This is a genomic window from Tsukamurella pseudospumae (assembly GCF_001575205.1).
Lineage (GTDB): Bacteria > Actinomycetota > Actinomycetes > Mycobacteriales > Mycobacteriaceae > Tsukamurella > Tsukamurella pseudospumae.
Window position 1 is genome coordinate 66,804 of record NZ_LSRE01000008.1, and the last position, 24,634, is coordinate 91,437.

A 24,634-nucleotide genomic window follows, 5' to 3' on the forward strand; every position below is an offset into this window, starting at 1 on the left:
GGCGGGTCGGCACGTATCCTGGTGACCGTGTCGAAACCCGGAGTGATCGCGAAACTGGTCGGCTGCATCCTGCTGGCCGGTCTGCTGGTCGCCGGTGTCCTCTTCCCGTACATCGGCGGCGTCGGCCTCATCTCGAACCGTGCGGCGGACACCGTCGACAACATCAGTTCCGAACTGCTCGAGGGCCAGGTGCCCGAAGTGACCACGGTGGTCGACTCGACCGGAGCGCCGATGGCGTACCTCTACGACCAGCGGCGCGTGCAGGTCCCGTTCGACCAGATCTCGCCGAACATGGTGCGCTCGATCATCTCGATCGAGGACAAGCGGTTCATGGAGCACGACGGCGTGGACTACCAGGGCACCCTGCGCGCGTTCCTCAAGAACCAGTCGGCCGGCGAGGTCCAACAGGGCGCATCGACACTGGATCAGCAGTACATCAAGAACTACCAGCTGCTCGTCCTCGCGAAGTCGGACGCGGACCGGCGGGCGGCCGTCGAGACCACCCCGGCGCGCAAGCTGCGCGAGGTGCGGATGGCGCTCACGCTCGAGCGCACGCTCACCGAACGCGCGAAGAAGGAACACGGCGTCGACGACGCGCGGGCGAAGGTGATCGCCAAGGAGCAGATCCTCGCGCGGTACCTGAACCTGGTGCCCTTCGGCAACGGCGCCTACGGCATCGAGGTGGCGGCCCAGACCTACTTCGGCAAGCGGGCCTCGCAGCTCAACATCCAGGAGTCGGCGATGCTCGCCGGCATGGTCCAGTCCAGCTCCTCACTGGACCCGTACACCAACCCCCAGGGCGTCACGATCCGGCGCAACACCGTCCTGGACACGCTCGTGGCGAACTTCCCGGACAAGGCCGCGGAGTACCAGGCGGCGAAGCAGACACCCCTCGGCGTTCTCCCGCGCCCGAACACGCTGCCGGGCGGCTGCATCTCCGCCGTCGCGAACCGTGGCTACTTCTGCGACTACGTGCTGCAGTACCTCGCCCAGGCCGGGATCCCCAAGGACATGGTGATGCGCGGCGGCTACACGATCCGCACCACTCTCGATCCGCGTGTCCAGGACTCGGTGCAGTCGGCGCTCACCGCCACCGCCAGCCCGACGCTCTCCAACGTCGCGCAGGTCATGAACGTGATCAAGCCCGGTCAGACCTCGCACGACATCGTCGCGATGAACTCCTCGCGCGTCTACGGCCTCAACGTGGACAAACGCGAGACCGTCCAGCCCGAGCCCTTCGCGCAGGTGGGCGACGGTGCCGGCTCGACCTTCAAGATCTTCACCGTCGCGGCGGCGATGGAGAAGGGCATGGGTCTGGACACGAACGTCACCGTGCCGTCCACGGTCTCGGTGAAGGGGATGGGACACGGCGGCTACGCGGGCTGCCCGTCGGATTCCTACTGCGTGAAGAACGCGGGACCGTATCCGTACTCGATGTCGCTCACACAAGCCCTCGCGACCTCGCCGAACACGCCCTTCGTCAAGCTGATCGAGCAGGTCGGCGTCACCCCGGTGGTCGACATGGCGGTCAAGCTCGGCATGCGCTCGTACACCCTGCCCGGCAGCTCGGGCTTCGGCAACGACAGCCTCGCCGACATGTTCAAGAAGCAGAACCTGGCCTCGTTCACCCTCGGTCCGACCGCGGTGAGCGCGCTCGAGCTGACGAACGTCGCGGCCACGCTGTCGTCGGGCGGCATGTGGTGCCCCGCCAACCCGATCCAGTCGATCACCCAGCCCAAGCGCAACAGCGACGGCATCCAGACCGTGGGGGCCGACGGTAAGCCGGAGACGACCCCGGTGCCCTTCAAGTCCGAGAAGTGCGAGCAGGTCATCGACAAGGGCCTGGCGAACACGCTCGCGAACGCGCTCAGCCAGGACGACCGCGGCGGGGGCACCTCCGCGGGCTCGGCCTCCCGCGTCGGCTGGACGCTCCCGTTGTCCGGCAAGACCGGCACCACGGAGACCTTCCGTTCGTCGGCCTTCCTCGCGTTCACCAACCAGTACGCGGGTGCCAGCTACGTCTACAACGACGGCAACTCCCCCGGCCCCATCTGCACGAGCCCGCTGCGGCCCTGCGGCGAGGGCAATGTCTACGGCGGCAACGAGCCGGCCCTGGCCTGGTACACCGCGATGAAACCGATCTCGACGATCTACGGCCCCGTCGCGCTGCCCTCGGTCGACCCGAAGTACCGGGACGGCTTCGGCCCCGGCAAGATCCCGAACGTGATCGGGCTCAACGAGTCCGCGGCACGCGCCCGGATCGAGGCCGCAGGCTTCAAGGCGACCGTCGCGTACGTGAACAACTCGGCCGCGAAGGGCACCGTCGTCTCGACCTCGCCGTCCGGCTTCACCCAGCCCGGCTCGACGATCACCCTCAACCTGTCGAACGGCATCGCCCCGGCGCCGACGGCCCCGTCGCTCCCCGGCGTCCAGACGGGGCCGGGCGGCACCACGATCACCATCCCGGGCTTCGGGCAGTTCACCATCCCCGGGGCGGGCGGCCAGGGCGGCGGCCCGGTTCCCACGCCGGCGCCGACCCCGGACAACTGACGTGCGCGGCGGACGCGCCGTCGTCGCGCTCCTGCTGGCGGGTTCGACGGTGACCGCGTGCGCCGGTCCGGCGTCGCCGCCCGCCGGGTCGACCGGCCGGTCCGGCGCGTCGGTGGCCGTCTCGGTCGCGCCGTCGACCACGTCCGCGGCGGAACCGTCGTACGACTTCGGTCCTCCCGGGCCCACCGCGGCCCCGGCGCACGGCTACGTACCCGGTCTCGACCGACGCAAGGGCGTCGACGGTCCACTCACCTACGACGTGCAGGTGCCGACGTTGTCCGGAGGTGCCGCCGCCGTCACTGCGCGGTTCAACGCGTCGATGCAGGCCTCGCTGTCGGAGGTGATGAACGCCCTGACCAAGAACGAGCGCGCGACTCTCGCGAACGGCAATCTGGTCAACGGCGAACGCTCGCGGGTGACGCACATCGGCTCTCGCGTCGTCGCCGGCATCCTGCTGACGAACTACTACGTCACGGGCACGGCGCATCCCAGCAATGGTCTCGGCACCATCGTGATCGACACGACCACCGCGCAACCGATCTTGCTCACGCAGGTCTTCCCCACGTCCGAGGGGCAGGCGCGGGTGCTCTCGCTCGTTGCCGCGAAGCGGTACGGTCCAGCGATTCCGTTCGCCCGGGAGTTCGCCCGTGACCTCGCGAACTGGGTTCCGTCGGACGTGGGCCTCACGGTCTACCCCGACGTGGCCCACGCGGCCGGCGACTACGGTACGGTCACGATCCCATGGTCCGAGCTGAAAGACGTGGTGGCACCGGCGATGTGGCCGGTCGTCACGTCCTGATCAGCCGATCTTCGGGGTCACGCGGTCGAGGATGGCGGCGGTGTCGACGTCCTGCGGGAGGGTGCCGAAGACGTCGCCGCGGTCGCCCGCGAGCCGGCTGCGGGTGTAGGCGTCCGCGACGGCGGGGTGGCCGAACCGGACCAGGAGCGAACCCTGCAGCGCCGCAGCCATGTCGCCGACGAGGCGGCGGGCGCCGAACTGCAGCGCCGTCTGATCGCCGAGGTCGAGCGCACCGAAGGAGCCCTTGAGCTTCGCGACGGCAGCGTCGTAGACGGAGTCCGCGCCGGCGGCGGCGTCGAGCTCGGCGAAGAACGCCGCGACGGCCTGCGGTTCGCGGGCCATGGCGCGCAAGACATCCAGGGCTGCGACATTGCCGGAACCCTCCCACACCGAGAGCAGCGGGGCCTCGCGGTACAGGCGCGGCATCCGCGAGTCCTCGATGTAGCCGTTGCCGCCCAGGCACTCCAGCGCCTCGGCGGCGTGGATCGGGCCGCGCTTGCAGACGTGGTACTTGGTGACGGCCAGGGCGATCCGGCGCAGCAGCGACGCGTCCTCGTCGCCGGCGACGGAGCGGTCGGTGAGTCCCGCGAGCCAGAGCCCGGCGGTTGTCGCACCCTCGGCCTCCACGGCGAGGTCGGCGAGCACGTTGCGCATGAGCGGCTGGTCGATGAGGCTGGCGCCGAAGGCCTTCCGGTGCGCGGCGTGATGCGCGGCCTGGGTCAGCCCGGCCCGCATGCCGGTCGCGGTGCCCAGCACGCAGTCGAGGCGGGTCATGTTGACCATCTCGACGATGGTGCGCACGCCGCGCCCCTCCTCGCCGACCAGCCAGCCGACGGTCTCGTCGTATTCGACCTCGCTGCTGGCGTTGGAGTGGTTGCCCAGCTTGTCCTTGAGGCGCTGCAGGGCGAAGACATTGCGCGTCCCGTCGGGCAGCACGCGCGGGATGAAGAAGCACGAGACACCCGACTCGGTCTGCGCGAGCGTCAGGAACAGGTCGGACATCGGCGCCGAGGTGAACCACTTGTGGCCCGTGATCCGGTACGTGCCATCGGATTGCGGGATCGCGCGGGTGGTATTGGCACGGACGTCCGAGCCGCCCTGCTTCTCGGTCATCGACATGCCGGCGATGAGGCCGCGCTTGCCGAGCGGGGCGCGCAACCCGAAGTCGTACTCCTTCGCGGTGAGCAGCGGCTCGTACTGCGCCGCGAGCTCCGGGTTCGCGCGCAGGGCGGGGACCACGGCGTAGGTCATGGAGATCGGGCAGCCGTGTCCGGCGTCGACGTGGCCCCACACGCTGAACTTCGCGGCGCGCACCAGGTGCGCGTTCGGGCTCGGGTCCGCCCACGGCGCGGCGTGCAGGCCGTGCTCGACGGCGACCGTCATGAGCCGATGGTAGGCGGGGTCGTACACCACCTCGTCGACACGGTTGCCGTACCGGTCGTGGGTCTTCAGGACGGGCGGGTGCGCCTCGGCGAGGTCGCCCCACTCGAGTGCCTCGGCGGTGCCGCCGAGCGCGCCGAGCGCGTGGATCGCGTCCAGCTGCGTCGCGTCCACGTGCGCGCAGCGCAGCGCATCGTCGATCATCGGGGTCTCGGCGGTGTTGAAGCCGAGCAGCGGGGGCACCTGGTTGGTCACTTCGTGCGTGGGCATGCTGCGGTTCCTCCGGTTCGACGGTGCGCGACCCGCCCGGGCCGTTGCGTCCAGTGTTGCATATGTTCGACAGTCGCACCACAGATGCAATGGATCCGTGGGGTCAGCTGTTCTCCCGCGGTGTAGCGTCGACGCCGATGTCCCCCTCCCTCACCGCCACGGTCTCGGCACGATCGGCCGTGCTCAGCCTGCTGCTCGGCGCGCACCCGCCCGAGCTGGAGGGGCGCGAGATCGTGGCGGCGATGCGACTGTTCGGAGTCTCGGAATCGACGACCCGCGCCGCGATGTCGCGCATGGTGACCGCAGGCGACCTGGTGCGCGACGGCGGACGGTACGCGCTCTCGGAGCGGCTGGTGCGGCGTCAGGCGCGCACGGACTCCCCCACAACGACGGTGTGGGACAGGACGTGGGAGACCGCGATCATCACCACGAGCGGCCGCAGCGCCGGCGACCGCGCGAACCTGCGGGCCGAGATGACCCGGCTCCGCCTCGCGGAGCTCCGCGAGGGCGTGTGGATGCGGCCGGCGAACCTCGACCGCCCGTGGACCGACGCGGTGCGGGACGTCGCGTCCCGCTTCTCCGCCCGGCCCGAGGACGACCCCGTCGAGCTCGCGCACGCGCTGTGGGACCTGCCGGAGTGGTCCCGGCACGGGCACGCGCTGCTGGCCGCGGTCGATGACGCGGGCGACGACGGGCAGGCCCGGTTCCTGACCATGGTGGCGCTGGTGCGCCACCTCTACGAGGACCCGGTGCTGCCGCCGGAGTTGCGTCCCGCCGACTGGCCGGCGGAGGCGCTCACCGCGGCCTACGCGGACTTCCGCGCCTGGCTCGCGGCGATGCGGATCGGCCGGGGCTGAGGCGGCCGCCGCCGATCAGGCGAGGGTGTTCGCCACCTTGGTGATGCGCGCCTGCAGCCGACGCAGCTGCAGCCCCTGGTCGTCGAGGCGGCGGGCGATGGACTTGACCGCGTCGCACGAGCCGGTCTCGTGCAGGCTGCGGGCGTCGATCTGAAGGTCGTCGCCGGTGCGACCGAGGGAGTCTGCAATGAGTGTGAGCTGGGCGGTGAGATCGTCGAGTTCGCTGCGGACGCTGCCTGCGAGCCCCATGATGTTCCCTCTCTGCACGACCCCGGACGGAGCCGTTCCACCTGCACAGTAGGTGGCGAGTGTTACCCGTGTGACGAATTGCAGGTGACCGATGCGTGTCCGTTACCCGACGATTCGTCGGCATCGCACGCCGCGCCCGCTGTGATCGTCAGGCACTCCCGAGGCCCGCGAAGACCACGTCGAGTAGCCGGGTCGCCTGGGCTCGGCCGTCCGGCGTGGGCGCGACTCGCCAGAGGAAGCTCATGAGCATGATGACGTCCGCAGCGTCATGCCCCTGCGCGACAACACCTTCCGCAACGCACGCATCGAGCAGCTTTCCTACTGCGACGCTCATCGGACCCCATGCTTCGTCTGCGACGGCCTGCGCGGCGGCCGAGTGCAAGGCGTCGCCCAGTCGGTGTTTGCGGCGGATCGAGGCCGCCAACATCGCGAACCACTCGACGAAAGCATCCTTCGCCGAGGCGCTCGCGCGGAGGACGTCGTCGACGGATTCGGCGAGCGCGTCGATCTCGCCCTGATAGGCGGCGAGCAGGAGATCGTCACGGGTCGGGAAGTGACGGTAGAGCGTGCCGGGACCGACCCCCGCGCGGCCTGCCACCGCCGTCAGGGTGGCGTGTGGATCCTCGGCGAACAGCTCTCGCGCGGCGTTGACGATGAGGGCCCGGTTTCGAGCGGCTGCGGCGCGCTGGCGCCCGTACCCGCCGGCCTGGTCGACGTCCTCCACAGGTTTCCTCCCGTTGCCTTGCGGAGGATCCTCCGCTATCTTGAAATTACGGAGAATCCTCCGCATGTTGTTGACCATACCGCGCCGAGTCGCACAAGAGGCGGCGCTGAGGAGTTTGAAATGACACAGGTGCTGGTCACAGGTGGGTCGGGATTCATCGGCGGTTGGTGCGTCCTCGCCGCGCTCGAAGCCGGACATGATGTCCGAACGACCGTCCGCAATCTCGACAAGGGGGATGCGCTGCGCACGCGACTCCATGCCGCCGCCACCTTCGACGATTCCAGACTGACCGTCGTCCAAGCCGATCTGACCAGCGACGACGGCTGGGGCCCGGCCACCGCCGGAGTGGACTACGTACTCCACGTCGCGTCACCGACCCTGCGCAACGGCCCGGTCGACGAGCAGCAGATGGTTGATGCGGCGCGCGGCGGCGTGCTCAGAGTACTTCGCGCGGCTCGCGGCGCCGGCGTTCAGCGTGTTGTGCTGACGAGCGCGTCCGGTGCCGTCGTGTACGGGCACGAGCCGCAGTCGGAGCCGTTCACGGAAGAGGACTGGACTGACATCGATGCCGGCGTCCCGCCGTATCAGAAGTCGAAGACTCTGGCCGAGCGTGCCGCGTGGGAGTTCGTCGCCGGCGAAGGGCAGGGCCTGGAGCTCGCGACGATCCAGCCGACCGCCGTCCTCGGCCCGCTTCTGGGCAACGATGATCCGCCGTCGCTGCGCACCGTCGCCGGCATGCTCAACGGGTCCTTGCCGGTATGTCCGCCGTTCGGCACCGGCTGGGTCGACGTCCGCGACGTCGCGGACCTGCACCTGCGTGCGATGACCGATCCGGCGGCCGCCGGGGAGCGGTTCATAGCAACATCCGGGCACAGTCTGAGGATGGTTGAACTGGCGCGGATTCTCCGAGATCGACTCGGCGACCGAGCGGCGAAGGCGCCCACGCGAGAGATGCCCCTGCTACTGGCGAAGGTTCTCGCCCTGGTCAATCCGCAGATGCGGGCCCTGCGGCCGCAGCTCGGATTGAACCTGGACTCGAGCTCGGCCAAGGCGGAGCGAGTGCTCGGTTGGCGGCCCCGAACGGTCGCGGATTCCCTCGAAGACACCGCGAACAGTCTTCTCTCGCAGGGATCGGCGGCCGACTGACATCCCGCACAGCTGTGCACGTTCCACGTCGATCCGGACGAGGAACGGTACGTCGACGACGTGCCGCCTAGAGGACCGTCGAACCGTGCCGTCCGGCACCGTCGGAGAAGCGGGTGGCACCCTCGACCGCTCCGTCGGCGAGCGAGGCCAGGCCGTAGCGGTACTCGATCGCGAGGGCCGCGGGCTCCGGCTCGGCCTCGCCCTCCAGCATCGACAGCCTGTCGTTCCGCAGGCAGGCCTGCGGGAATGCGGCGAGCTGCCGACCGAGCTCGACGGCCGCCGCCAGGGCGGTCCCCGGTTCGACGGTGCGGTTGACCAGCCCGATCGCCTCGGCCTCCGCCGCGCCGACGGGGCGGCCGGTGAGGATCAGGTCCATCGCGCGGCTCGCGCCGATGAGCCGGGGCAGGCGCACGGTTCCTCCGTCGATGAGCGGCACGCCCCAGCGGCGGCAGAAGACGCCGAGGGTCGCGTCGCTCGCGGCCACGCGCAGGTCCGCCCAGATCGCGAGCTCGAGACCGCCCGCCACGGCGTGGCCTTCGATCGCGGCGATCACCGGCTTGCTCAGCCGCAGGCGGGAGACGCCCATCGGGGCGTCACCGTCGGGCTCGACCCGGTTCGGGGTGCCCGCGGCCACGGCCTTGAGATCGGCCCCCGCGCAGAAGGTCCCGCCGCGACCGTGCAATACGGCTACCGCGGCGTCGGGATCCGCCTCGAAGGCGCGGAAGGCGTCCGCCAGGGCTTCGGCGGTGGCGCGGTCGACGGCGTTGCGCACGCCGGGCCGGTCGATCTCGACCACGGTGACGGGCCCCTCGCGGGTGACGACGACGGTGCTCATGACGACGTCGGCCCGTGGACGGCGGAGCCGGTCGCGATGCCGGTGACGGTGCAGACCCCGAAGCGCCCGCCGCGGTCGAACATGCTGGCCGAGGAGATGCTGACGCCGTCGACGATGACGAATTGATCCGCCTCCAAGCCGATCTCGTCGCTGATCGGGGCTCGCGCGAGCGCCATCGAGACATCGCCGTTGATGGTCTCGACGCCGCCCGTTCCCATGCCGGTGACCAGGTTGGTGCAGTCGGAGACCATCGCGGCGCGGGCGAAGGGCGTGGTCTCCTCGCCGTCGAGAACCCGCCAGCCGGCCGTCCAGATCCGCTTGCGCTCGGCGTTCGCCCACACGGCGGGTGTTTCGGCGGAGATGTAATCGCCGTTCCCGCTTGCCATCGCGAGGCGCAGCCCGTCGTCGGGCGGCGGCGCGGGGACGTGCGGATCGGACCAGACGGCACCGTCGGGCTGCGGGGCGGGGTGGTAGAAGGTGACTGTAGCGCGGACGACGGTCTTGTCCTCCTGGACGATCTCGGCCTCCGCCACGCGGATCCGGCGACCCGAGCGGACGAGGCGGGTGCGCACCTCGAGGTGGCCGGAGCGGACCATCCGGAACATGTCGCAGTGCCACCTCGCGCCGACCAGTCCCGCACCGAACTCGGTGTCGAGGACCTGCGCGAGGAGACCCGTAATCGCCGGGCCGGACAGGGTGCCGGGCGCCCAGCGCCCTTCCGCCGCGGGCAGCGAGTCGAAGCCGCCGCCGCTGCGGGTGAATTGTGGTGATACGTCCTGCCTGGTCACCCTTATCGGTCTACCAGGCGCCCGGACGGGGGTCGTCGGCAACCCGGTCGTCAGCAACCCAGCTGGTCGGCGAGGTCGTCCATGCCGGTGGCGTGGTAGGCGTCGAGCGGTTCGCGCTGTTCGGGCTTGTCGACGGGGCCCCACTCGCGCGGCCGTTCGACGTACGCCGTGCGCAGCCCGCAGGAGCGGGCGGCGGCCAGGTCGGAGACGTGCGTGGCGACCATGAGCACCTCCGCGGGTTCGACCCGGAACAGTTCGGCGATGCCGAGATAAACCTCGGGAGCGGGCTTGTAGTGCCGCCACAGGTCGGCGCCGCCGAGGAAGTCCCAGTCGAACCCGTTGTGCTTGGCCATCTCGCTGAGCAGCGCGACATTGCCGTTGCTCAGCGCGGTGACGGTGTACCGGGCCGTGAGGCGACGGATCGCGCCGGCGGCGTCGGGCCAGCCGGGGATCACGTGCCACGCGTGCACGGCATCGTCGAGTTGCGCTGCGCCGGCGACGGTCCCGTGGTTCTCCCGGAGGATCGAGTCGAGTTCGGAGCGGTGCAGATCGTCGAGCAGCGTCCACGGTCGGACGCCGGATTCGACCTCGGCGAGCGCGGGGCTGTAGCGCAGGCGCCATTCGAGGGCGAGCTGCCCCGCGTCGATGTCGGGGAAGATCCGCGCGAGCGCCGCCGACACCCCGGTGTGCCAGTCGGTCACGGTGCCGAAGGTGTCGAAGGCGAGGACCTTGATCTGCTCCATGCATCGATCCTGCCAGCCGCGGCCGCCGAACAGGTCCGGGTCGCGCGACGGTGCGGTACCAATGGGGGCATGGGTGATTCGTTCTTCGTGAAGCTGTGGCCCCGACTGGTCCGGAACGAGCCGCCGTTGGTGAGCGAGCTGCGGCGCCGCAACCTGGCGGGGCTGTCCGGTCGCGTCCTCGAGGTGGGCGCCGGCACGGGCACGAACTTCCCGCTCTACCCGGCGGACGTCACCGATGTGGTCGCGCTGGAACCGGCCGCCGAGCTGCGCGCCCTCGCCGTGCGGGCTGCGGACGGCGATCCGCGGATCGAGGTCCGGCCCGAGCGGCTCGACGAGTACGTTCCCACCTCCCCGTTCGACGCCGTCGTCTTCAGCCTCGTCCTCTGCTCCCTTCCCGACCCCGAGGGTGCCGTTCGGCAGGTCCGCGAGCTCCTGGTGCCCGACGGTGAGCTCCGCTTCCTCGAGCACGTCGCCGCACGGGGCGGGATCCTGGAGGGCGTGCAGAAGGCGGCGGACGCCACCGTCTGGCCTCGAGTGTTCGGCAATTGTCACGCCCACCGCGACGCCGTGGGCCTGATCAGCGGCGCCGGTTTAGCCGTGACCACCGTCGAGGACCGGATGCTGGCGCCCGCCTGGGTCCCCTTCCCGACGTCACCCCTGGTCCTCGGCCGGGCGTCGGCCCGGTAGAACTGACGGATGACGATCGACGCGGCACACCTCGGGCTGGACACTCGGCTCACCCTGCTGGCCGCGGGTCTCGTGTTCTTGTGGGCGCTCGCGCTGGGAGTGTGGAAGTACCACGGGATCATGACCTCGCCCGACCATCAGGCGCACGTGTACGTGGACATCGCGCACCGCGCCGCACTGCTGTACTCGTTCGCGCTGCTGCTGACGGCCGTGTTCGTGCAGTTGAGCGCCTGGCCACAGTGGGTCGACCTGACCGCCGCCGCAGTGCTGACCTTCTTCTTCGCCGCCGCGATCGGCAGCTACTGCTGGCACGGCGCGCGCCGCGACACCGACAATCAATTCGCCCCGCCCGCTCCCGGAGTTCACGGGTTCATGCTCGCGCTGATCGTCGCCGAGATCGGCGCGTTCGCAGTCCTTCTCGCGGGGTTCGTCGCGGGCTGGTAGGCGCGAGCTCACTGTTGGTCAACGCAGCGGACGCGGTTCACCGATCAGGCCTCGGCGCACGGAGGACCTCTGTGACATCGCGATGGAAGCCATTGACCAAATCGACCATGCTGGAAACGAAGCCGTTCTCCGATGCCGCCCTTTTCGATCCCATCGACGCCTCTGCGGTGATCGTGAACTCGCGGATGTCACGCCCGCTGGGAGGCACGAGCATCGCCGGGTCGTCCCGAGCGGACTCCATCAATGCGGACGTCGTCTCGGTTCGACTCCCGAAATGGTGCGCCGTCACTCGAAGCTTCGGAGGCGCGGCGTCCAACTGCCGCAGGAGCCAGTTGATCTTGGTCGTCGTCCTCCCCGCTCGTGGCGCCTGGACAGCCTGAGAGCAACCGACTTTCAGCCGCGACAGGTTGGCGTTCAACACGATCGGCGCAGTCGCCCCGTCGACACGGAGCGTCCCGAAGAGCTCACCGGAATCGGCCAACTGCTTGGCCCGACTGACAGCATCCGCACGACTACTCGGAATCTGCGACGACGCCGTCTGGCCGGTCAATGCGGTGAGCTGCAGCGCGAGATGTCTCGTCAGTTGATCGAACCGCGCGCAGACCTCCGCTGTCGCCGGATCGCTCGCCGAGAGCGTCCCGTCGGCGACGCCGTTTCTGACCTTGACCCAGTGACGACCCATGTCGCCGAACTGCCACATACCGGCCTGCTGCTCCGACGCGTACAACAGGAACTGCTCCATGATCCGATCATGAAGACGATCTCCACCTGAAGCCGCTAGGGCCAGTGAGCCCTCGGTCACGATCTCTTCCCACGAAAGATGCGTCACCGAAACAGACTTCGGTGGTCGCGCCTTCAGCTGAATCGGCAGTTCGCCGGGACAAGGCGGCACATCGCAGGTGATCGTGACGACGGCGTCGAACCCCTTTGCACGAGCAATCTGGACGTACCGGTCGATCTGATCGGCGTTGAGCGCTCCCTTCGCCGTCTTCACCTCGACCAGCGCCACCCACTCCTTCGACCCGCGCGACACGCGGATGAGACCGTCCGGCCGGTGCTCCTGCCCTCCCAGTGGGAACACGACCTCCGTGAATGTCTCGGTACGGCCGCGCGGTGCCCCCATGAGCGAGGCGATCCTGCGACCGAATTCCGGAACCGTCGACATCACCGACAGCAGTACTGAGGTCGTCCGCCCCTCCTGCTCCGCACTGCTCCTGATCCCCACCGCTGGGAACAATCGGGCCCGCCGCCACGGGCCCGCCGCGACCTCGACGGGGAGGCCCGGACACGCTCGCTCCTTCCAGTCCACAGGCAGCTTCGCTACGGCCTTCCTTCGGCGCGAGAGAGCGACCTTCGTTCCCGGCACAACCGGCACATCGCCGACGAACTCCTGTTCCTCGATGACGTCCGCCGCTCCGCCGGCGACGTCGTCATCACGATCGGCGGGCGGATCATCGACGTCGACGCCGTACTCGCCGACCAGAGCGCGCAGGCCCGCACTGTAGCCCTGCCCGACCGCGCGAATTTTCCACTCCGATTCCCGGCGGTAGATCTCACCGAAGATGACGGCGCGCTCGCCCGCCAAGCCCGTCAGTTCACTGACCACAACGGAATCGGACGACTCATCGGTCGACTCGGCCGTCATGCAGAGCGATTCAGCCTCACCGAATGTGCGTTCCGTCCCGGCGGAACCGTCGATGCTGGCGGCGATGAGGACTCGATCGACCGACTCCGGAAGTCTCGCAAGATCCACCTCGATCGTCGCCTCGTCAGCGGTCACCTCACCCGACCCGACACTCGAGGTCAGACGAACAGCCGCATCGGCCCCCAACGGTTGGTTGTAGAAGATCAGGTCGTCATTCGATCGAACCTTCCCATCACCACCGAGAATGAGCACGCTGACGTCGGTGGGAATCCTCTCCACGTCCGCACCGACCCTCGTGGCGATCGTCACGGTGACATGAGCGCTCGGATCCCCGAACACTTCGCCGACCTTGATGTTCGCCCCCTTGACGAGGACATGCGACTCCGACATTTCGTCAATGTATCGCCGCCCGCCTCAGGGCGTCGGCAAAGTCCCCAGCTTCATCCAACGCCGTCGGACTCCCACGCTGGATCACGCTTCCCCGACTGCCCCGGACGACGTTCCCTGCACGTTGCACGTACGTGTTAGCTTGCAGATCATGCGCAGTCGGCGTGGTCGTGCAGCGGCCCTCACAGCCGTGGCCATCCTCGTCGCCGGCTGCACCCCGATCGCGGGGACCGCCGTGCCCGATCCGACTGCGATGAAGCGTTTCCAGCTCAACACCGGCAACTTCTCCACGACTCCACGCACGGTGACGGCGGGCAACGCGCTCGATGCATGGCAGCAGGAGGGCTGGCGGATCGCGTCCGCCGTCGTACCGCCGTGGGACGTCGACACGACGCTCGGCACCACCGGCGGCGGGGATGGCAGCAGCATTCCCATGTTCACCGCGACGCAGCTGATCAAGACCACCGACGCCGTCACCGCGGAGCAGGCCGTCGCCCTCGGAGCCAACGGCTACCAGACCGGATACCTCGCCAGCAGCCACGACACCGCTGACCGGACGCGACTCAGGATCGGGATCCTGCGGTTCGCCGACGAAGCCGCGGCGACACGCGCGGTCGCGGCGGCCACGGCCAAGAGCCCGTCCAACACGCGGACGGTCCCCTCCGACTTCCCGGTGCCGGGCGCCTCCCTGACGCTGCTCGGAACGAAATCGAACGAGACCATCGTCGGCATCACGACGATGGTGCCGCGCGGGAATCTCGTCGCCATCGCCGGAGTCCGCGCCGCGGGCACGCGCGACGACACCGACCGGCTACTCGCCCTCGTCGGCCGGGCGCTCGCCGCGCAGGTGGCGAAGCTCGGCGACTACCGGCAGACCCCGTTCGACGCGACCAGGGCCGAGATCCCGCCCGTACCGATGGACGACGACGGCATCGTCGGGCTCACCCAGGAACCGAAGCAGGCCCAGGGCTCCACCGGACTGTCGTCGAACAACGCCCCGGGTAGCGGTTGGGGCGATGCGCACGCCTACTCCCTCAGGGGGCACGAAACCGTCTCCGGGCTCGAGCGTTTCGGCTCCGCCGGCCCGAACACCGTCTACCGGTTCACCGACGAGGCATCTGCCGCCCGCATCTTCACCTCATGGGTCGGCGACAAGCGTGAGACGATCCCCGGGATCACAGGCCAATACGGTGGCTGCGTCACGGGTCAGGTGCTCACCATCTGCTTGATTCGCCAGGGCCGCTACATCGCCGAGTCCGTGTCGCAGACATCCGACGCCTCGAAACAGCTGTCCGCCGCAATGTTCCTCAAGCTCCGGTCCGCGAAGTGACCTCGGAGACTTCTCCGACGGTGCCCCATCCGCGTTGCTCGGTCGTCATGCTTCTCAGACGATTCCGGCCGCGACGAGAGCACCCACGATCAGCAGCACCGCGGCGGTGATCAGGTTCGCGCCCTTGTCGATCCACGCACCGCGCAACTGATACCCCGCGAGCGCGCCGAGCATCGTGAGGCCGACGATCGTCCCGATCGTCACGATCGAGAAGGCGACGAGGGTTCCCGTCGCGGCGACGACTCCGAGACCACTCGCAGCGAGGAACACCGGCAGGATCGTCAGATCCGGCGACGCTGCGGCTCCGAAGGGGACCACGAACGCCATCAGCCGCACCGTCCTGCCGCCGTGGTCGTGCGCATGACGGCCGTCGTGCACGTGACCGCCATGGTCGTGTACGTGGTGACCGTCGCCGTGGCCGTGGCCACCGTGCTCGTCGTGGGCATGGGAGTGGCCGCGCCCGAGGACCTCCATCACGAGGAAGACCAGGCCGGTCAGGACCAGGAGGCCGCCCACGATCAGGCTCTGGTTCCGCTCGATGACGGAGCGGAACTGCAGTCCGATCGCGATGATCGCCGCGCCGAGTAACAGCGACAACGCGACGTGCGCAACACCGGCGAGTGCGGACAATCGCAGCACTCGACGCAGCGAATAGCGTTGCGTCCGTGCAATCACCGAGAGCGGAACCCAGTGATCGGGCATAACGGCGTGGCCGAATCCGACTCCGGCGGGGGCGGCGAGGCTCATCGCGTAACCATATCGCATATCTGCGTATCAATGAATATACGAAGATCACGAATCACAGGTGTAGCCTGTGCGATGACCGGCGCCGCGCCGACGGAGGAGGCACTGCAAGATGGGCCACTCAGCCACCGACATCTACAGCGGATCGACCCACCACCCCGAGCGACTCAGCAATGAGCAGGTCGACGCGGCGGTCTCCATGCTGGCGATGCTCGCCGAACCGACCCGACTCCGGCTGCTCTGGGCCCTGCGCGATGACGAACTGGGTGTCGGCACCCTCGCCGAGAAGGCCGGCTGCACACCGACCGCAGCTAGCCAGCACCTCGCGAAACTGCGTCTCGCCGGTGTGGTCGTCAACCGCGCCGACGGCACCGCCCGGCTCTACCGCCTGGCGGGTGGGCATGTCCTGCGTCTCCTCCTGGAGTCCGTCGCGCAGGCCGACCACACCGTGACGGGAACGCCCGACCACCTCTGATCACCGCGCGGGCACGCCCGGATCGCGCCCACGGAGCACCGTCGACACCCCTACCGGCTGTACGTTCCGGAACAGGACGTGCGGCTCGTATTCGCGTAGCCCCAGCCCCATTTCACGGTCGTGTCGGCGGTGAAGCGGACGGTTCCGGCACCGGTGTCGATGTCTGCGAACCGCCCATCGGCCGCCCGCAGCACTCCATGGGCACCCGTCCGTAGGTTCTGCCAGGTCAGCGTTCCGGAGGTCTTCGGCATGACCTGCATGAATCCTGCGTTGTACTTCGACGCGTCGGCGATGGTGTCCACCCAGGTGCGGCCGGGGACCGGATAGCCGCCGTGCACACCGTCACGATCGGACGCACTCACCGAGACACCGTCGCTCGTGCAGACCAGCGCTTCGCCGCCGGCCGCCTGAGCAACGCCGCCGCCCGCGACGAACAGCCCCGATGCGGCGACCGCGCCGGCGATTCCCACGACGAGAGAGGGCTTCACGTCCACAAGATGGAGCCGTGAGTTGGTTGAGGTCATGTCGAGTCTCCTACTCTTGCTGTGGATCGATTCCTTCCAGAACGTCGACGCCTGGATGTTATTCGTTACGTTCGCTACTTAATTCCGGGAACTCTCAGCCCGCCCCTTACCTCGACTCGCGAGGACGAGCCCCACCACGGCCGCCGCGACGTAGACGACGAGGTGCACCACGAACCCGCCGGGCATCCATCGCAACAGCCCCTCGTTGGCGTGATCGACGAGCAGTCGAATCCCGCCCTGCACTCCCAACACCAGCAGCGCAATGCCCGCTACCAGCACGATTCCACTCCGCACCGCCACACCCCTACCTAGCAGTCTTGTTGGTTCGATCGAACCATAACATCCTGTTGTTACGCTCGCACCACGAAAATTCGAGAAGGGCTGGACGCGATGCCGAGGCAGGTGGACCACGACGAGCGACGGCGCCAGATCGCGGAGGCGGTCTGGCGCCTGGCGATGCGGGGCGGTCTCGAGCAGGTCACCCTGCGCCAGGTGGCGACGGAGGCGGACGTCTCCGCTCGACTCCTGCAGTACTACTTCGGAACACGCGATCAGGTGCTGCTCGGCGCACTGGAGATCCTCAACGCCGACGCCGAACGCCAGGCGAAGCGACGCATGGACGAGCTCGGCGAGTCACCGACCATCCGCACCGTCGTCCGGGGCGTCCTCCTGGAGATGCTGCCGCTCGACCAGGAGCGCCGCGACCGGCACACCGTCTACGCGGCCTACTTCGTCCGCTTCCTCACGGAACCCGCCCTCGCGTCGGTCGCCGAGGCGGCCACCTCCGGGCTCGCCGATCTGGTGACGGACCTGATCGCTGCCGCCCGCGCAGCCGGGCAGGTCGTGGAAGGCGTCGAACCCGCCGTCGAGGGAGCCTTCCTCACCGCCGGCGCGGAAGGCCTGCAGACGCGGATGCTGCTGAGCCAGTTGTCGTCCGACGACGCCATCGCGATCATCGACCGCCAACTCGATCGCGTCTTCACGACTGCATGACCGCCCCGACGACGGCCACCCCTACTCGGCGCACAAGTAAGGCCCCTGGCCAGTGTTTCCACTGATCAGGGGCCCTGCTGTCGTCTCAACCAACGAGTCGGGGTGGCGGGATTCGAACCCACGACCTCTTCGTCCCGAACGAAGCGCGCTACCAAGCTGCGCCACACCCCGTGGTGACAACCTCGATAAGGTTACTACAGCCACCGTCGGGCGGGAAATCGGCAGGTCAGGCCTGTACTGCCTCAGGGGCGATGACGGGGCCGAGCTCGACCTCCCGATCGCGGACGGGCGCGCCGACGAGGGTCAGCAGCGAGGCCTCGGGGCGACAGAACGTGCGGAACGGCGCCCAGGGCGACGTGCCGAGGCCGGCGCTGACGTGCAGCTTCATGTGCGCACCCCAGGCGGAGGCGCCCTTCACCCGCGAGCGATCCAACCCGCAGTTGGTGATCAGCGCGCCGTACACGGGCAGGCACAGCTGGCCGCCGTGGGTGTGGCCGGCGAGGGCGAGGTCGTAGCCGTCGGCGGCGAACTTGTCGAGCACGCGCGGCTCCGGCGAGTGGGTGAGGGCGAGCCGCAGGTCGACGGCCTCGTCGGCCCGCCCGGCGATCGTCTCGTACCGGTCCCGCTCGATGTGCGGATCGTCGACGCCCGCGACCTGGATCGTGACTCCCCCGGCCTCGAGCCGGCGGCGTTGATGCGTGGCGTCGAGCCAGCCGCGCTCGGCGAACGCGGCGCGCAGGTCCTGCCAGGGCAGGGGCTCGCCGTGCTTGCGCTCGTGGTTCTTGTCGAAGTACTTGGCCGGGTTCTTCGGGGTGGGCCCGAAGTAGTCGTTGGACCCGAACACGAACAGGCCGGGGCGCGCCAGCAGCGGGTTCAGGGTCTGCACCACCGACGGCACGGCCCGCGGATGCGACAGGTTGTCACCCGTGTTCACCACGAGGTCGGGCTCGAGCGCCGCCAGGTCCCGCACCCAGCCCTGCTTGAGCCGCTGCCCGGGCGTCATGTGCAGGTCCGAGATGTGCAGGATCCGCAGCGTGGGCGTGCCGGGCGGCAGAATCGGCAGCGTGTGCTCGCGCAGCGTGAACGCGTTGCGCTCGAGGACCGTGGCATAGGCGATGGACGCGACGCCCGCGCCCGCCAGGCCGGCGCCGGCGCGGATGAGTGGGTGAACTGCCATTGCCCCAGGATACTCAGCTGCCGCCCCCACGCACACCGCGTAACTTGGAGGCCATGTCAGAAGTGAAGGCCGCGATCCGCGACGATCTCAAGACCGCGATGAAGGCCAAGGACGTCCTGGTCACCGGCACGCTGCGGATGCTGCTGTCCGCGATCCAGAACGAGGAGACCTCGGGCACCGCGCACGCGCTCACCGACGAGGAGTTCCTCAAGGTGGTCGCGCGCGAGGTGAAGAAGCGCGGAGAGGCGGCCGAGATCTTCGCCGCGAACGGCCGCGATGAGCTCGCCGACAAGGAGCGCGCCGAGGCCGAGGTCATGTCGCGCTACCTGCCGAAGCAGCTCGGCGACGACGAGCTGAACACCCTCGTCGACGCCGCGGTCGCCGAGGTGACCGCCGAGCTCGGCGAGGCCCCGACGGTGCGCCAGATGGGCCAGGTCATGAAGGTCGCGAACGCGAAGGCGGCGGGCGCCGCGGACGGCAAGCGGCTGTCCTCCGCCGTCAAGGCCCGGCTGGCCTGACGGTGGCGAAGGCACGCCGTCCGGGCGCGATGTGGCTGTGGGTCCTGATCTCCCTCGCCGCCGGCGCGGGCGCCATTGCGCTCCACGTCACTGCGATCATCCAGTGCTCCGCGCTGCTGGGCACCATGGGCTACCCGGGGAACTTCCCGGGATCGCCGCTGGGCGTGCGCACGATCACGATTCTCGTGCTCGCCATCGCGGGGCTGGTGGTGTGCGCCGCAATGGCGTTCACGGGCCTGTTCGCGCTGTTCGGGCAACGCTGGGCGACGGCGCTGTACGGCCTCGCAGTGTTCGCCGGGTTCCTCGCCGCCGCGGCTGCGGCGCTGCTGGGGAACGAGCGCGCCTACTCGGATCCGGTGAGCCGCTTCGGCATCGACCACAACGGCGCGCCGCTCGCAGGTCTGCCGATGTGGGGTGCAGTCATCGTCATGCTGCTCATGCTGTTCTCGCTGATGCTCACGCGCCCGGTGTACCGGTACGCGCAGGAGCGCAGCGGCGCGTAGCGCAGATCAGAGTGCGCCGAGGGCGTAGCCGCCCCACACCGCGACGACGCTCGCGACCAGCGTCGTCAGACCGTAGACCACGCCCTCGCGGTAGCGCTTGTCCCGCAACAGGGTCAGCGTCTCGACGGTGGCGGTACTGAAGGTCGTGTAGCCGCCGCAGACGCCGGTGCCGATGATCGCGAGGGTCTCGCCACCGACCCCGTTCTTCGCCGCGAGGCCCGCGAGGACCCCGAGCACGAAGGAGCCGGTCGTGTTGATCACGGCCGTGGACCACTCGACGAGTCGGCGCCGCAGCGCACCGTCGACCAGGTACCGCAGGACGGCCCCGAGCCCGCCCCCGAGGGCGATCAGAAGGGTGGTCACGCCGGGATCACCTTGGGCACCAACATCGCCCCGGCGAGCGCCGTGACGAGACCGAGGAGCACCGTCGCACCGGCGTACACGGCGCCGACGGCCGGCGAGGCACCGTGGATGTCGAGCGCGAACGCACTGTAGGTGGTCAGTCCCCCGCAGAAGCCCGTGCCCAGCAACAACTTGACCCGACGGTGCCGTTCGTCGTCGGGCCGCTGCGAGAGCGCCTCGACCACGCCGCCGAGCAGGAACGCGCCGACCATGTTCACCGCGAACGTGGCCCACGGGAACGGGGTGTGCGGCAACCAGTGCCCCACCTCGGCGCGCGCAAAGGTACCGACCGCGCCGCCCAGGAACACCAGTCCCAGGGCGGCGGGCCGCAGCAGAGTGCTCAGCGGACGATCAGACCGCGGTGGTCAGGTCGACGTCGATGTTGCCGCGCGTCGCGTTCGAGTACGGGCACAGCTGGTGCGCCTTGGCGACGATCGCCTCGGCGTCGGCCTGCGCGAGCCCCGGGAGGGTCGCCGTGATCGCGGCGTTGATACCGAAACCGGTCTCGGTCTTGCCGAAGCCGACGGTGACCTCGACGGTGGCGTCGTCGGGGATCGCGACCTTCTCGTTCCGGCCCACGGCGCGGACGGCGCCCAGGAAGCACGCCGCGTAGCCGGCGGAGAACAGCTCCTCCGGGTTGGTGCCCTCGCCGTTGCCGCCCATCTCCTTCGGGGGCCGGGTGTCGAGGTCGATGCGGCCGGTGGCCGACTTCACGTGACCGTCGCGGCCACCGCCGTTGGCGGTCGAGGAGATGGTGTAGACGACGTCCAGGCTCATATCGGGCGCTCCTTCGCATTCGTGCCGCCCGGTCCGGGCGGCGTCCCCCTCGACAGTAGTCCGCATCACCGCTCACGTCCCCGGGGTTCGACGGTGCGCCGACCCGAAGCGGAACGCGCCCGGAGTGTGCGGCCCGAGGGAAGCGAGTACCGCAGGAATCAGCGCGCGGCGGCGCAGTCGGGACAGTAGCCCCAGAAGGTGACCTCGGCCTCGTCGATGAGGAAGCCGTGATCGTCGTCGGCCGTGAGGCACGGGGCGGCGCCCACGGCGCAGTCGATGTCGACGATCCTCGCGCAGGACCGGCACACCAGGTGGTGATGGTTATCGGCGACCCGCGCCTCGTACCTGACCGCGGATCCGGCGGGTTCGATGCGCCTGAGCAGGCCTTTCTCGGCGCAGACGCGCAGCACGTCGTAGACGGTCTGCGTGGCGACGGTGCCGAGCCTGCCCCGCAGGAACTCCGCGACGTCGTCCGCGGTGGCATGGGGATGCCCGTCGAGGAAGCCCAGCGCGGCGACGCGGGGTGCGGTGATCCGCAACCCCACGCCGCGCAGCCGATCCTCGGCGGTGTCCACCTCGCTCATGCGAAATAGAGTACGCCCGATGTCAGAACGATTCCAGGTTCAATCGCGAGCTGTGAGCAGACCGGCCTTCCGACCGCGCCACTGGCGCCGTCCGAGGTGCGGCGTCCCGAGGAACTCGTCGATGACCGGCGCCAGCTTGTCCGCACGGGTCACCAGGTCCACGTGGCCGCCGTCGTGACGATGCAGGGTGGCCCGGGGCAGCAGGGTCTCGAAGATCCGCCCGTTGACCATCGGGACGATCGGGTCGTCCTCGCCGAACACCAGGAGCGTCTTCTGCCGGATCACCGGCAGAGCGAAGATCGAGGTCCACACCGACCCGGCCATGAGCTGGTGCAGGTAGCCCATCTTCGAGCCCGCGTGCATCTGCCGCGAGAAGGTCTCGCCGATGTCCGCCGAGTCCTCCCGCACCGACCCGCCGTACAGCTCGCCGGCCACCTGCGCCGCGTACTCCGGATCGCGGAAACGCTTCGGCGTGACCATCTTCCGGAGCACCCGCGGGTCACCGGGAACCATGATCGCGCCCGTTCCGGTCGACACGAGGATCAGCCGCCGGCAGCGCATCGGGTTCTGGAAGGCGAACTGCTGAGCCAGCGCACCTCCCCAGGACAGGCCCAGGATGTCGACGACGCCGACGCCCAGCTCGTCCAGCACCCTGCCCAGGACCCACGCCAGGTACGGAAAGCCGTAGGGCAGCATCGACGTCGGCGACTCGCCCGTGCCGGGCGCGTCGAACCGGACGACGGGGCGCTCGGGGTCGAGGGCCTCGACGAACGGGTCCAGCACCTCGAGGCTCGCGCCGATCCCGTTGCACAGCACCAGCGGCACGCCCATGCCGGGACGGTAGCGCACCCGGATCCGCTGCCCGCCCGTGGCGATCAGCAGGTCCTCGGGCAGCTCCACCTCGGTCCCCTCGGCACCGTCGCCGGCGCCGGATGCGTTGTCGCTCATCGGTACAGCACCACCGTCTCGGCGATGCACGCCGGACGGTCGGCACCGTCGACCTCGTAGGTCAGGCGGAAGACCGCCTCGATCGCCCCGTTCTTCTCCTGCGCGGACACCAGCTCGACGGTGGCCCGCAGCCGCGAGCCGACCGGCACGGGCGACGGGAAGCGGACCTTGTTGAGCCCGTAGTTCAGCGCGGCCGAGAACTCCTCGACGACGACGGCCTCCTGGAGCAGCACCGGCGCGAGCGACAGGGTGAGGTAGCCGTGCGCGATGGTCCCGCCGAACGGGCCCTTCGCCGCCTTCTCCGGGTCGACGTGGATCCACTGATGATCGTCGGTGGCGTCGGCGAACAGGTTCACCCGGTCCTGGTCGATGCTGACCCACTCGGTGGTGCCGAGCGTCTGCCCGACGAGTGGAAGCAGGTCCTGCGGGGTCTTGACGGTGGTGGTCATGCGCTCACTTCTCCATCACGTAGGTGCCGGGGGCGGGGGCGAGGGGCTCGTAGCCGGCGGCACCCAGGGCCGACGGTGCGTCGACCTCCGCGCCGCTGCGGGCGTCGAGCCACTCGAGGTGGTGCGGCCACCAGGAGCCGCCGACCTTCTCGGCGCTCTCGAACCACTCCTCGGGCGTCTGGTCCTGCAGGACCGGCGCGGTGCGGTAGGAGGCCTTGGGGTTGCCGGGCGGGTTGACCAGCGACGCGATGTGGCCGGCGGTGGACAGCACGTAGGTGTTGTCCTTGCTGCCGAACAGCGCGGCGCTGCGCTCGGTGGCCTGCCAGGGGCAGATGTGGTCGGAGATGCCCCCGAGCACGTACAGGTCGGCCTCGATCTTGCCCAGGTCGACCGGGGTGCCGAGCATCGTCGACGCGCCGGGCGTGACCAGCTTGTTGTCCAGGCCCATGAGCACCATGTCGCGGTGCAGCGCGGCGGCCATGCGAGTGGTGTCGGCGTTCCAGAACAGCACGTCGAAGGCGGCCGGCGGGCGGCCCTGGATGTAGTTGTTGACCACGTAGCGCCACACCAGGTCCGTCGGGCGGAGCCAGGCGAACATCTCCGCCATGGCGGCACCGTCGAGGTAGCCCTTGCTCGCGGAGGTGCGGATCGCGGCGTCCGCGGCCCGACGGTCCGCCAGCGCGGAGGCGAAGCCCGCGTGGCTCTGATCGAGGACGGTGACGCCGAAGGTCAGGCCGGCGATCCGGTCGCCGTGGCCCGTGGCGAACAGGTGCGACATGACCATCGCGGTGAGGATGCCGCCCGAGCAGGTCGCGAAGACGTTCGCCTGGTCCGACCCGGTGATCACCTGCAGCGCGTCGAGCGCCTCGATGATGGCCTTGCCGTACTCGTCGAAGCCCCAGTCCCGGTGCCGCGCCGAGGGATTGCGCCACGAGATGGCGAACACCTGCTGGCCGCCCTTGACGTAGTGCTCCACGAGACTCCGGCCGGGCGCGAGGTCCATGATGTAGAACTTGTTGATCACCGGCGGCACCAGCAGCAGCGGGACCTCGCGCACCTGCTTGGTCTGCGGGGCGTACTGGATCAGCTCGAACATCCGGGTCCGCAGGACGACGGTGCCCTTCGTCGTCGCGACGGACTCGCCCACGTTGTAGGCCTTCGGGTCGATCATCGACGGGATGCGCGGCTTGGAGGCCATGTCCTTGGCGAAGGCGGTGAGGCCGCGCACCATCGACAGCCCGCCGGTGTCGATCATCGCCTTCCACCCGAGCGGGGAGACGAAGGGGTTGTTCGTCGGCGACAGGCCCTCGATGAGGTTGTCGAGGACGAACCGCATCTTCTCGGCGTCCTTCCAGTCCAGGTCGGCATCGTCGTAGAGCTGGTTCGCCAGGTCGGAGATGGCCAGGTAGGCCTGCTCGATGCGGTTGAGCAGCGGGTTGTTCGCCCAGGCGGGATCCTTGAACCGGAAGTCGCCCTTCTGCGGCTCGCGGCCGCTGCGGCCGACGGCGATCAGGCCCAGCTCCTTCGCCAGGCCCGCGGCGCGCTCGGCCACGGTCACCGGCTGGCCGGCGAGGGACTGCCCGAACCGGGCCCAGGCGGCGTTCGGCACCATGCGGGACGCGAAGCTCTTGGTGGAGTTGACGAGCAGCAGATCCAGGGGGGCGACGATCTCGTCGGCGCCTTCAGCGGTGGTGGTCATGTCAGGT

General features: G+C 69.4%; 29 protein-coding genes and 1 tRNA gene. 11 read left to right on the forward strand and 19 right to left on the reverse strand.

Annotation, left to right across the window (positions count from 1 at the left end):
• Positions 1-27 precede the first annotated feature (27 nt).
• Positions 28-2,550 carry a penicillin-binding protein gene (locus AXK61_RS05560; protein WP_068744285.1) on the forward strand — a complete coding sequence of 841 codons (2,523 nt, stop codon included), beginning with the start codon at positions 28-30 and terminating at the stop codon, positions 2,548-2,550.
• 1 nt (position 2,551) lies between these two features.
• Positions 2,552-3,349: a hypothetical protein gene (locus tag AXK61_RS05565; protein WP_082789227.1), complete on the forward strand. Its 798-nt coding sequence runs from the start codon at positions 2,552-2,554 to the stop codon at positions 3,347-3,349.
• Here AXK61_RS05565 and AXK61_RS05570 read toward each other — a convergent pair whose 3' ends face one another.
• Complete coding sequence (locus AXK61_RS05570; RefSeq protein WP_068744212.1) at positions 3,350-4,999, reverse strand: acyl-CoA dehydrogenase family protein; 1,650 nt, start codon at positions 4,997-4,999, stop codon at positions 3,350-3,352.
• A gap of 137 nt (positions 5,000-5,136) precedes the next feature.
• On the opposite strand from AXK61_RS05570, the gene AXK61_RS05575 reads away from it, so the two are divergent.
• Positions 5,137-5,856, forward strand: a complete 720-nt coding sequence (locus tag AXK61_RS05575) for a PaaX family transcriptional regulator (RefSeq protein ID WP_068571527.1) — start codon at positions 5,137-5,139, stop codon at positions 5,854-5,856.
• Positions 5,857-5,871: 15 nt separating this feature from the next.
• On the opposite strand, the gene AXK61_RS05580 is transcribed toward AXK61_RS05575, so the two are convergent.
• Both AXK61_RS05580 and AXK61_RS05585 read right to left on the reverse strand, forming a co-directional pair.
• Positions 5,872-6,105, reverse strand: coding sequence for a hypothetical protein (locus AXK61_RS05580; protein ID WP_068571352.1), 234 nt, complete (start codon positions 6,103-6,105; stop codon positions 5,872-5,874).
• A gap of 148 nt (positions 6,106-6,253) precedes the next feature.
• Positions 6,254-6,829, reverse strand: coding sequence for a TetR/AcrR family transcriptional regulator (locus AXK61_RS05585; protein ID WP_068571353.1), 576 nt, complete (start codon positions 6,827-6,829; stop codon positions 6,254-6,256).
• Positions 6,830-6,847: 18 nt separating this feature from the next.
• Between AXK61_RS05585 and AXK61_RS05590 the strand changes: the two genes are divergently transcribed.
• A complete protein-coding gene (locus tag AXK61_RS05590) occupies positions 6,848-7,975 on the forward strand; it encodes an SDR family oxidoreductase (RefSeq protein WP_231855441.1) in 1,128 nt (375 codons plus the stop codon).
• 67 nt (positions 7,976-8,042) lie between these two features.
• Here AXK61_RS05590 and AXK61_RS05595 read toward each other — a convergent pair whose 3' ends face one another.
• From AXK61_RS05595 to AXK61_RS05605, 3 genes are read right to left on the reverse strand one after another with little or no spacing between them, the layout of a single operon-like run.
• A complete protein-coding gene (locus AXK61_RS05595) occupies positions 8,043-8,810 on the reverse strand; it encodes a crotonase/enoyl-CoA hydratase family protein (protein WP_068571355.1) in 768 nt (255 codons plus the stop codon).
• Positions 8,807-9,598 (reverse strand): acyl-CoA thioesterase domain-containing protein, encoded by a 792-nt coding sequence (locus AXK61_RS05600; RefSeq protein ID WP_068744214.1) that lies wholly within the window; start codon positions 9,596-9,598, stop codon positions 8,807-8,809. Before AXK61_RS05600 ends, AXK61_RS05595 begins: the two co-directional genes overlap by 4 nt.
• 50 nt (positions 9,599-9,648) lie before the next feature.
• Complete coding sequence (locus AXK61_RS05605) at positions 9,649-10,341, reverse strand: haloacid dehalogenase type II (protein ID WP_068744216.1); 693 nt, start codon at positions 10,339-10,341, stop codon at positions 9,649-9,651.
• 69 nt (positions 10,342-10,410) lie between these two features.
• Between AXK61_RS05605 and AXK61_RS05610 the strand changes: the two genes are divergently transcribed.
• Complete coding sequence (locus AXK61_RS05610) at positions 10,411-11,028, forward strand: class I SAM-dependent methyltransferase (protein WP_068571358.1); 618 nt, start codon at positions 10,411-10,413, stop codon at positions 11,026-11,028.
• Positions 11,029-11,037: 9 nt separating this feature from the next.
• On the forward strand, positions 11,038-11,472 hold the full coding sequence (locus AXK61_RS05615; protein ID WP_068571359.1) for a hypothetical protein: 435 nt from the start codon (positions 11,038-11,040) through the stop codon (positions 11,470-11,472).
• A 37-nt stretch (positions 11,473-11,509) separates the two neighbouring features.
• Here AXK61_RS05615 and AXK61_RS05620 read toward each other — a convergent pair whose 3' ends face one another.
• Complete coding sequence (locus AXK61_RS05620; protein WP_068571360.1) at positions 11,510-13,507, reverse strand: TerD family protein; 1,998 nt, start codon at positions 13,505-13,507, stop codon at positions 11,510-11,512.
• A gap of 148 nt (positions 13,508-13,655) precedes the next feature.
• Here AXK61_RS05620 and AXK61_RS05625 point away from each other — a divergent pair, with 148 nt between their 5' ends.
• Positions 13,656-14,834 carry a DUF7373 family lipoprotein gene (locus AXK61_RS05625; RefSeq protein WP_139057905.1) on the forward strand — a complete coding sequence of 393 codons (1,179 nt, stop codon included), beginning with the start codon at positions 13,656-13,658 and terminating at the stop codon, positions 14,832-14,834.
• 54 nt (positions 14,835-14,888) lie between these two features.
• Here the strand turns inward: AXK61_RS05625 and AXK61_RS05630 are convergent, their stop codons facing one another.
• Positions 14,889-15,581, reverse strand: coding sequence for a hypothetical protein (locus AXK61_RS05630; protein WP_231855442.1), 693 nt, complete (start codon positions 15,579-15,581; stop codon positions 14,889-14,891).
• Between the two features lie 109 nt (positions 15,582-15,690).
• On the opposite strand from AXK61_RS05630, the gene AXK61_RS05635 reads away from it, so the two are divergent.
• A complete protein-coding gene (locus AXK61_RS05635) occupies positions 15,691-16,053 on the forward strand; it encodes an ArsR/SmtB family transcription factor (RefSeq protein ID WP_082777978.1) in 363 nt (120 codons plus the stop codon).
• A gap of 50 nt (positions 16,054-16,103) precedes the next feature.
• Here the strand turns inward: AXK61_RS05635 and AXK61_RS05640 are convergent, their stop codons facing one another.
• Positions 16,104-16,577: a hypothetical protein gene (locus AXK61_RS05640; RefSeq protein ID WP_139057906.1), complete on the reverse strand. Its 474-nt coding sequence runs from the start codon at positions 16,575-16,577 to the stop codon at positions 16,104-16,106.
• A 78-nt stretch (positions 16,578-16,655) separates the two neighbouring features.
• A complete protein-coding gene (locus AXK61_RS05645; protein WP_068571529.1) occupies positions 16,656-16,871 on the reverse strand; it encodes a hypothetical protein in 216 nt (71 codons plus the stop codon).
• A 96-nt stretch (positions 16,872-16,967) separates the two neighbouring features.
• On the opposite strand from AXK61_RS05645, the gene AXK61_RS05650 reads away from it, so the two are divergent.
• Entirely contained in the window at positions 16,968-17,570 is a 603-nt protein-coding gene (locus tag AXK61_RS05650) for a TetR/AcrR family transcriptional regulator (RefSeq protein WP_068571364.1), read from the forward strand.
• Between the two features lie 97 nt (positions 17,571-17,667).
• On the opposite strand, the gene AXK61_RS05655 is transcribed toward AXK61_RS05650, so the two are convergent.
• A tRNA-Pro gene (locus AXK61_RS05655) sits at positions 17,668-17,741 on the reverse strand.
• Between the two features lie 55 nt (positions 17,742-17,796).
• Positions 17,797-18,747 (reverse strand): metallophosphoesterase, encoded by a 951-nt coding sequence (locus AXK61_RS05660; protein WP_068571365.1) that lies wholly within the window; start codon positions 18,745-18,747, stop codon positions 17,797-17,799.
• 53 nt (positions 18,748-18,800) lie between these two features.
• On the opposite strand from AXK61_RS05660, the gene AXK61_RS05665 reads away from it, so the two are divergent.
• Positions 18,801-19,265 (forward strand): GatB/YqeY domain-containing protein, encoded by a 465-nt coding sequence (locus tag AXK61_RS05665; RefSeq protein WP_068571366.1) that lies wholly within the window; start codon positions 18,801-18,803, stop codon positions 19,263-19,265.
• 2 nt (positions 19,266-19,267) lie between these two features.
• Entirely contained in the window at positions 19,268-19,768 is a 501-nt protein-coding gene (locus AXK61_RS05670) for a hypothetical protein (RefSeq protein WP_068571367.1), read from the forward strand.
• Positions 19,769-19,774: 6 nt separating this feature from the next.
• On the opposite strand, the gene crcB is transcribed toward AXK61_RS05670, so the two are convergent.
• The 7 genes from crcB to AXK61_RS05705 form a co-directional block, all read right to left on the reverse strand.
• Positions 19,775-20,131 carry a fluoride efflux transporter CrcB gene (crcB, locus tag AXK61_RS05675; RefSeq protein WP_068571368.1) on the reverse strand — a complete coding sequence of 119 codons (357 nt, stop codon included), beginning with the start codon at positions 20,129-20,131 and terminating at the stop codon, positions 19,775-19,777.
• On the reverse strand, positions 20,128-20,478 hold the full coding sequence (locus AXK61_RS05680) for a fluoride efflux transporter FluC (protein WP_231855443.1): 351 nt from the start codon (positions 20,476-20,478) through the stop codon (positions 20,128-20,130). The genes crcB and AXK61_RS05680 overlap by 4 nt, the downstream gene beginning before the upstream one ends.
• A 43-nt stretch (positions 20,479-20,521) precedes the next feature.
• On the reverse strand, positions 20,522-20,947 hold the full coding sequence (locus AXK61_RS05685; RefSeq protein WP_068571370.1) for an organic hydroperoxide resistance protein: 426 nt from the start codon (positions 20,945-20,947) through the stop codon (positions 20,522-20,524).
• A gap of 158 nt (positions 20,948-21,105) precedes the next feature.
• Positions 21,106-21,531 (reverse strand): Fur family transcriptional regulator, encoded by a 426-nt coding sequence (locus AXK61_RS05690; RefSeq protein ID WP_068744219.1) that lies wholly within the window; start codon positions 21,529-21,531, stop codon positions 21,106-21,108.
• Positions 21,532-21,570: 39 nt separating this feature from the next.
• A complete protein-coding gene (gene phaZ / locus AXK61_RS05695) occupies positions 21,571-22,362 on the reverse strand; it encodes a poly(3-hydroxyalkanoate) depolymerase (protein WP_231855454.1) in 792 nt (263 codons plus the stop codon).
• A 113-nt stretch (positions 22,363-22,475) separates the two neighbouring features.
• Positions 22,476-22,928 carry a MaoC family dehydratase gene (locus tag AXK61_RS05700; RefSeq protein WP_068571372.1) on the reverse strand — a complete coding sequence of 151 codons (453 nt, stop codon included), beginning with the start codon at positions 22,926-22,928 and terminating at the stop codon, positions 22,476-22,478.
• Positions 22,929-22,932: 4 nt separating this feature from the next.
• Positions 22,933-24,627: a PHA/PHB synthase family protein gene (locus AXK61_RS05705; RefSeq protein WP_068571373.1), complete on the reverse strand. Its 1,695-nt coding sequence runs from the start codon at positions 24,625-24,627 to the stop codon at positions 22,933-22,935.
• Positions 24,628-24,634: the final 7 nt, after the last annotated feature.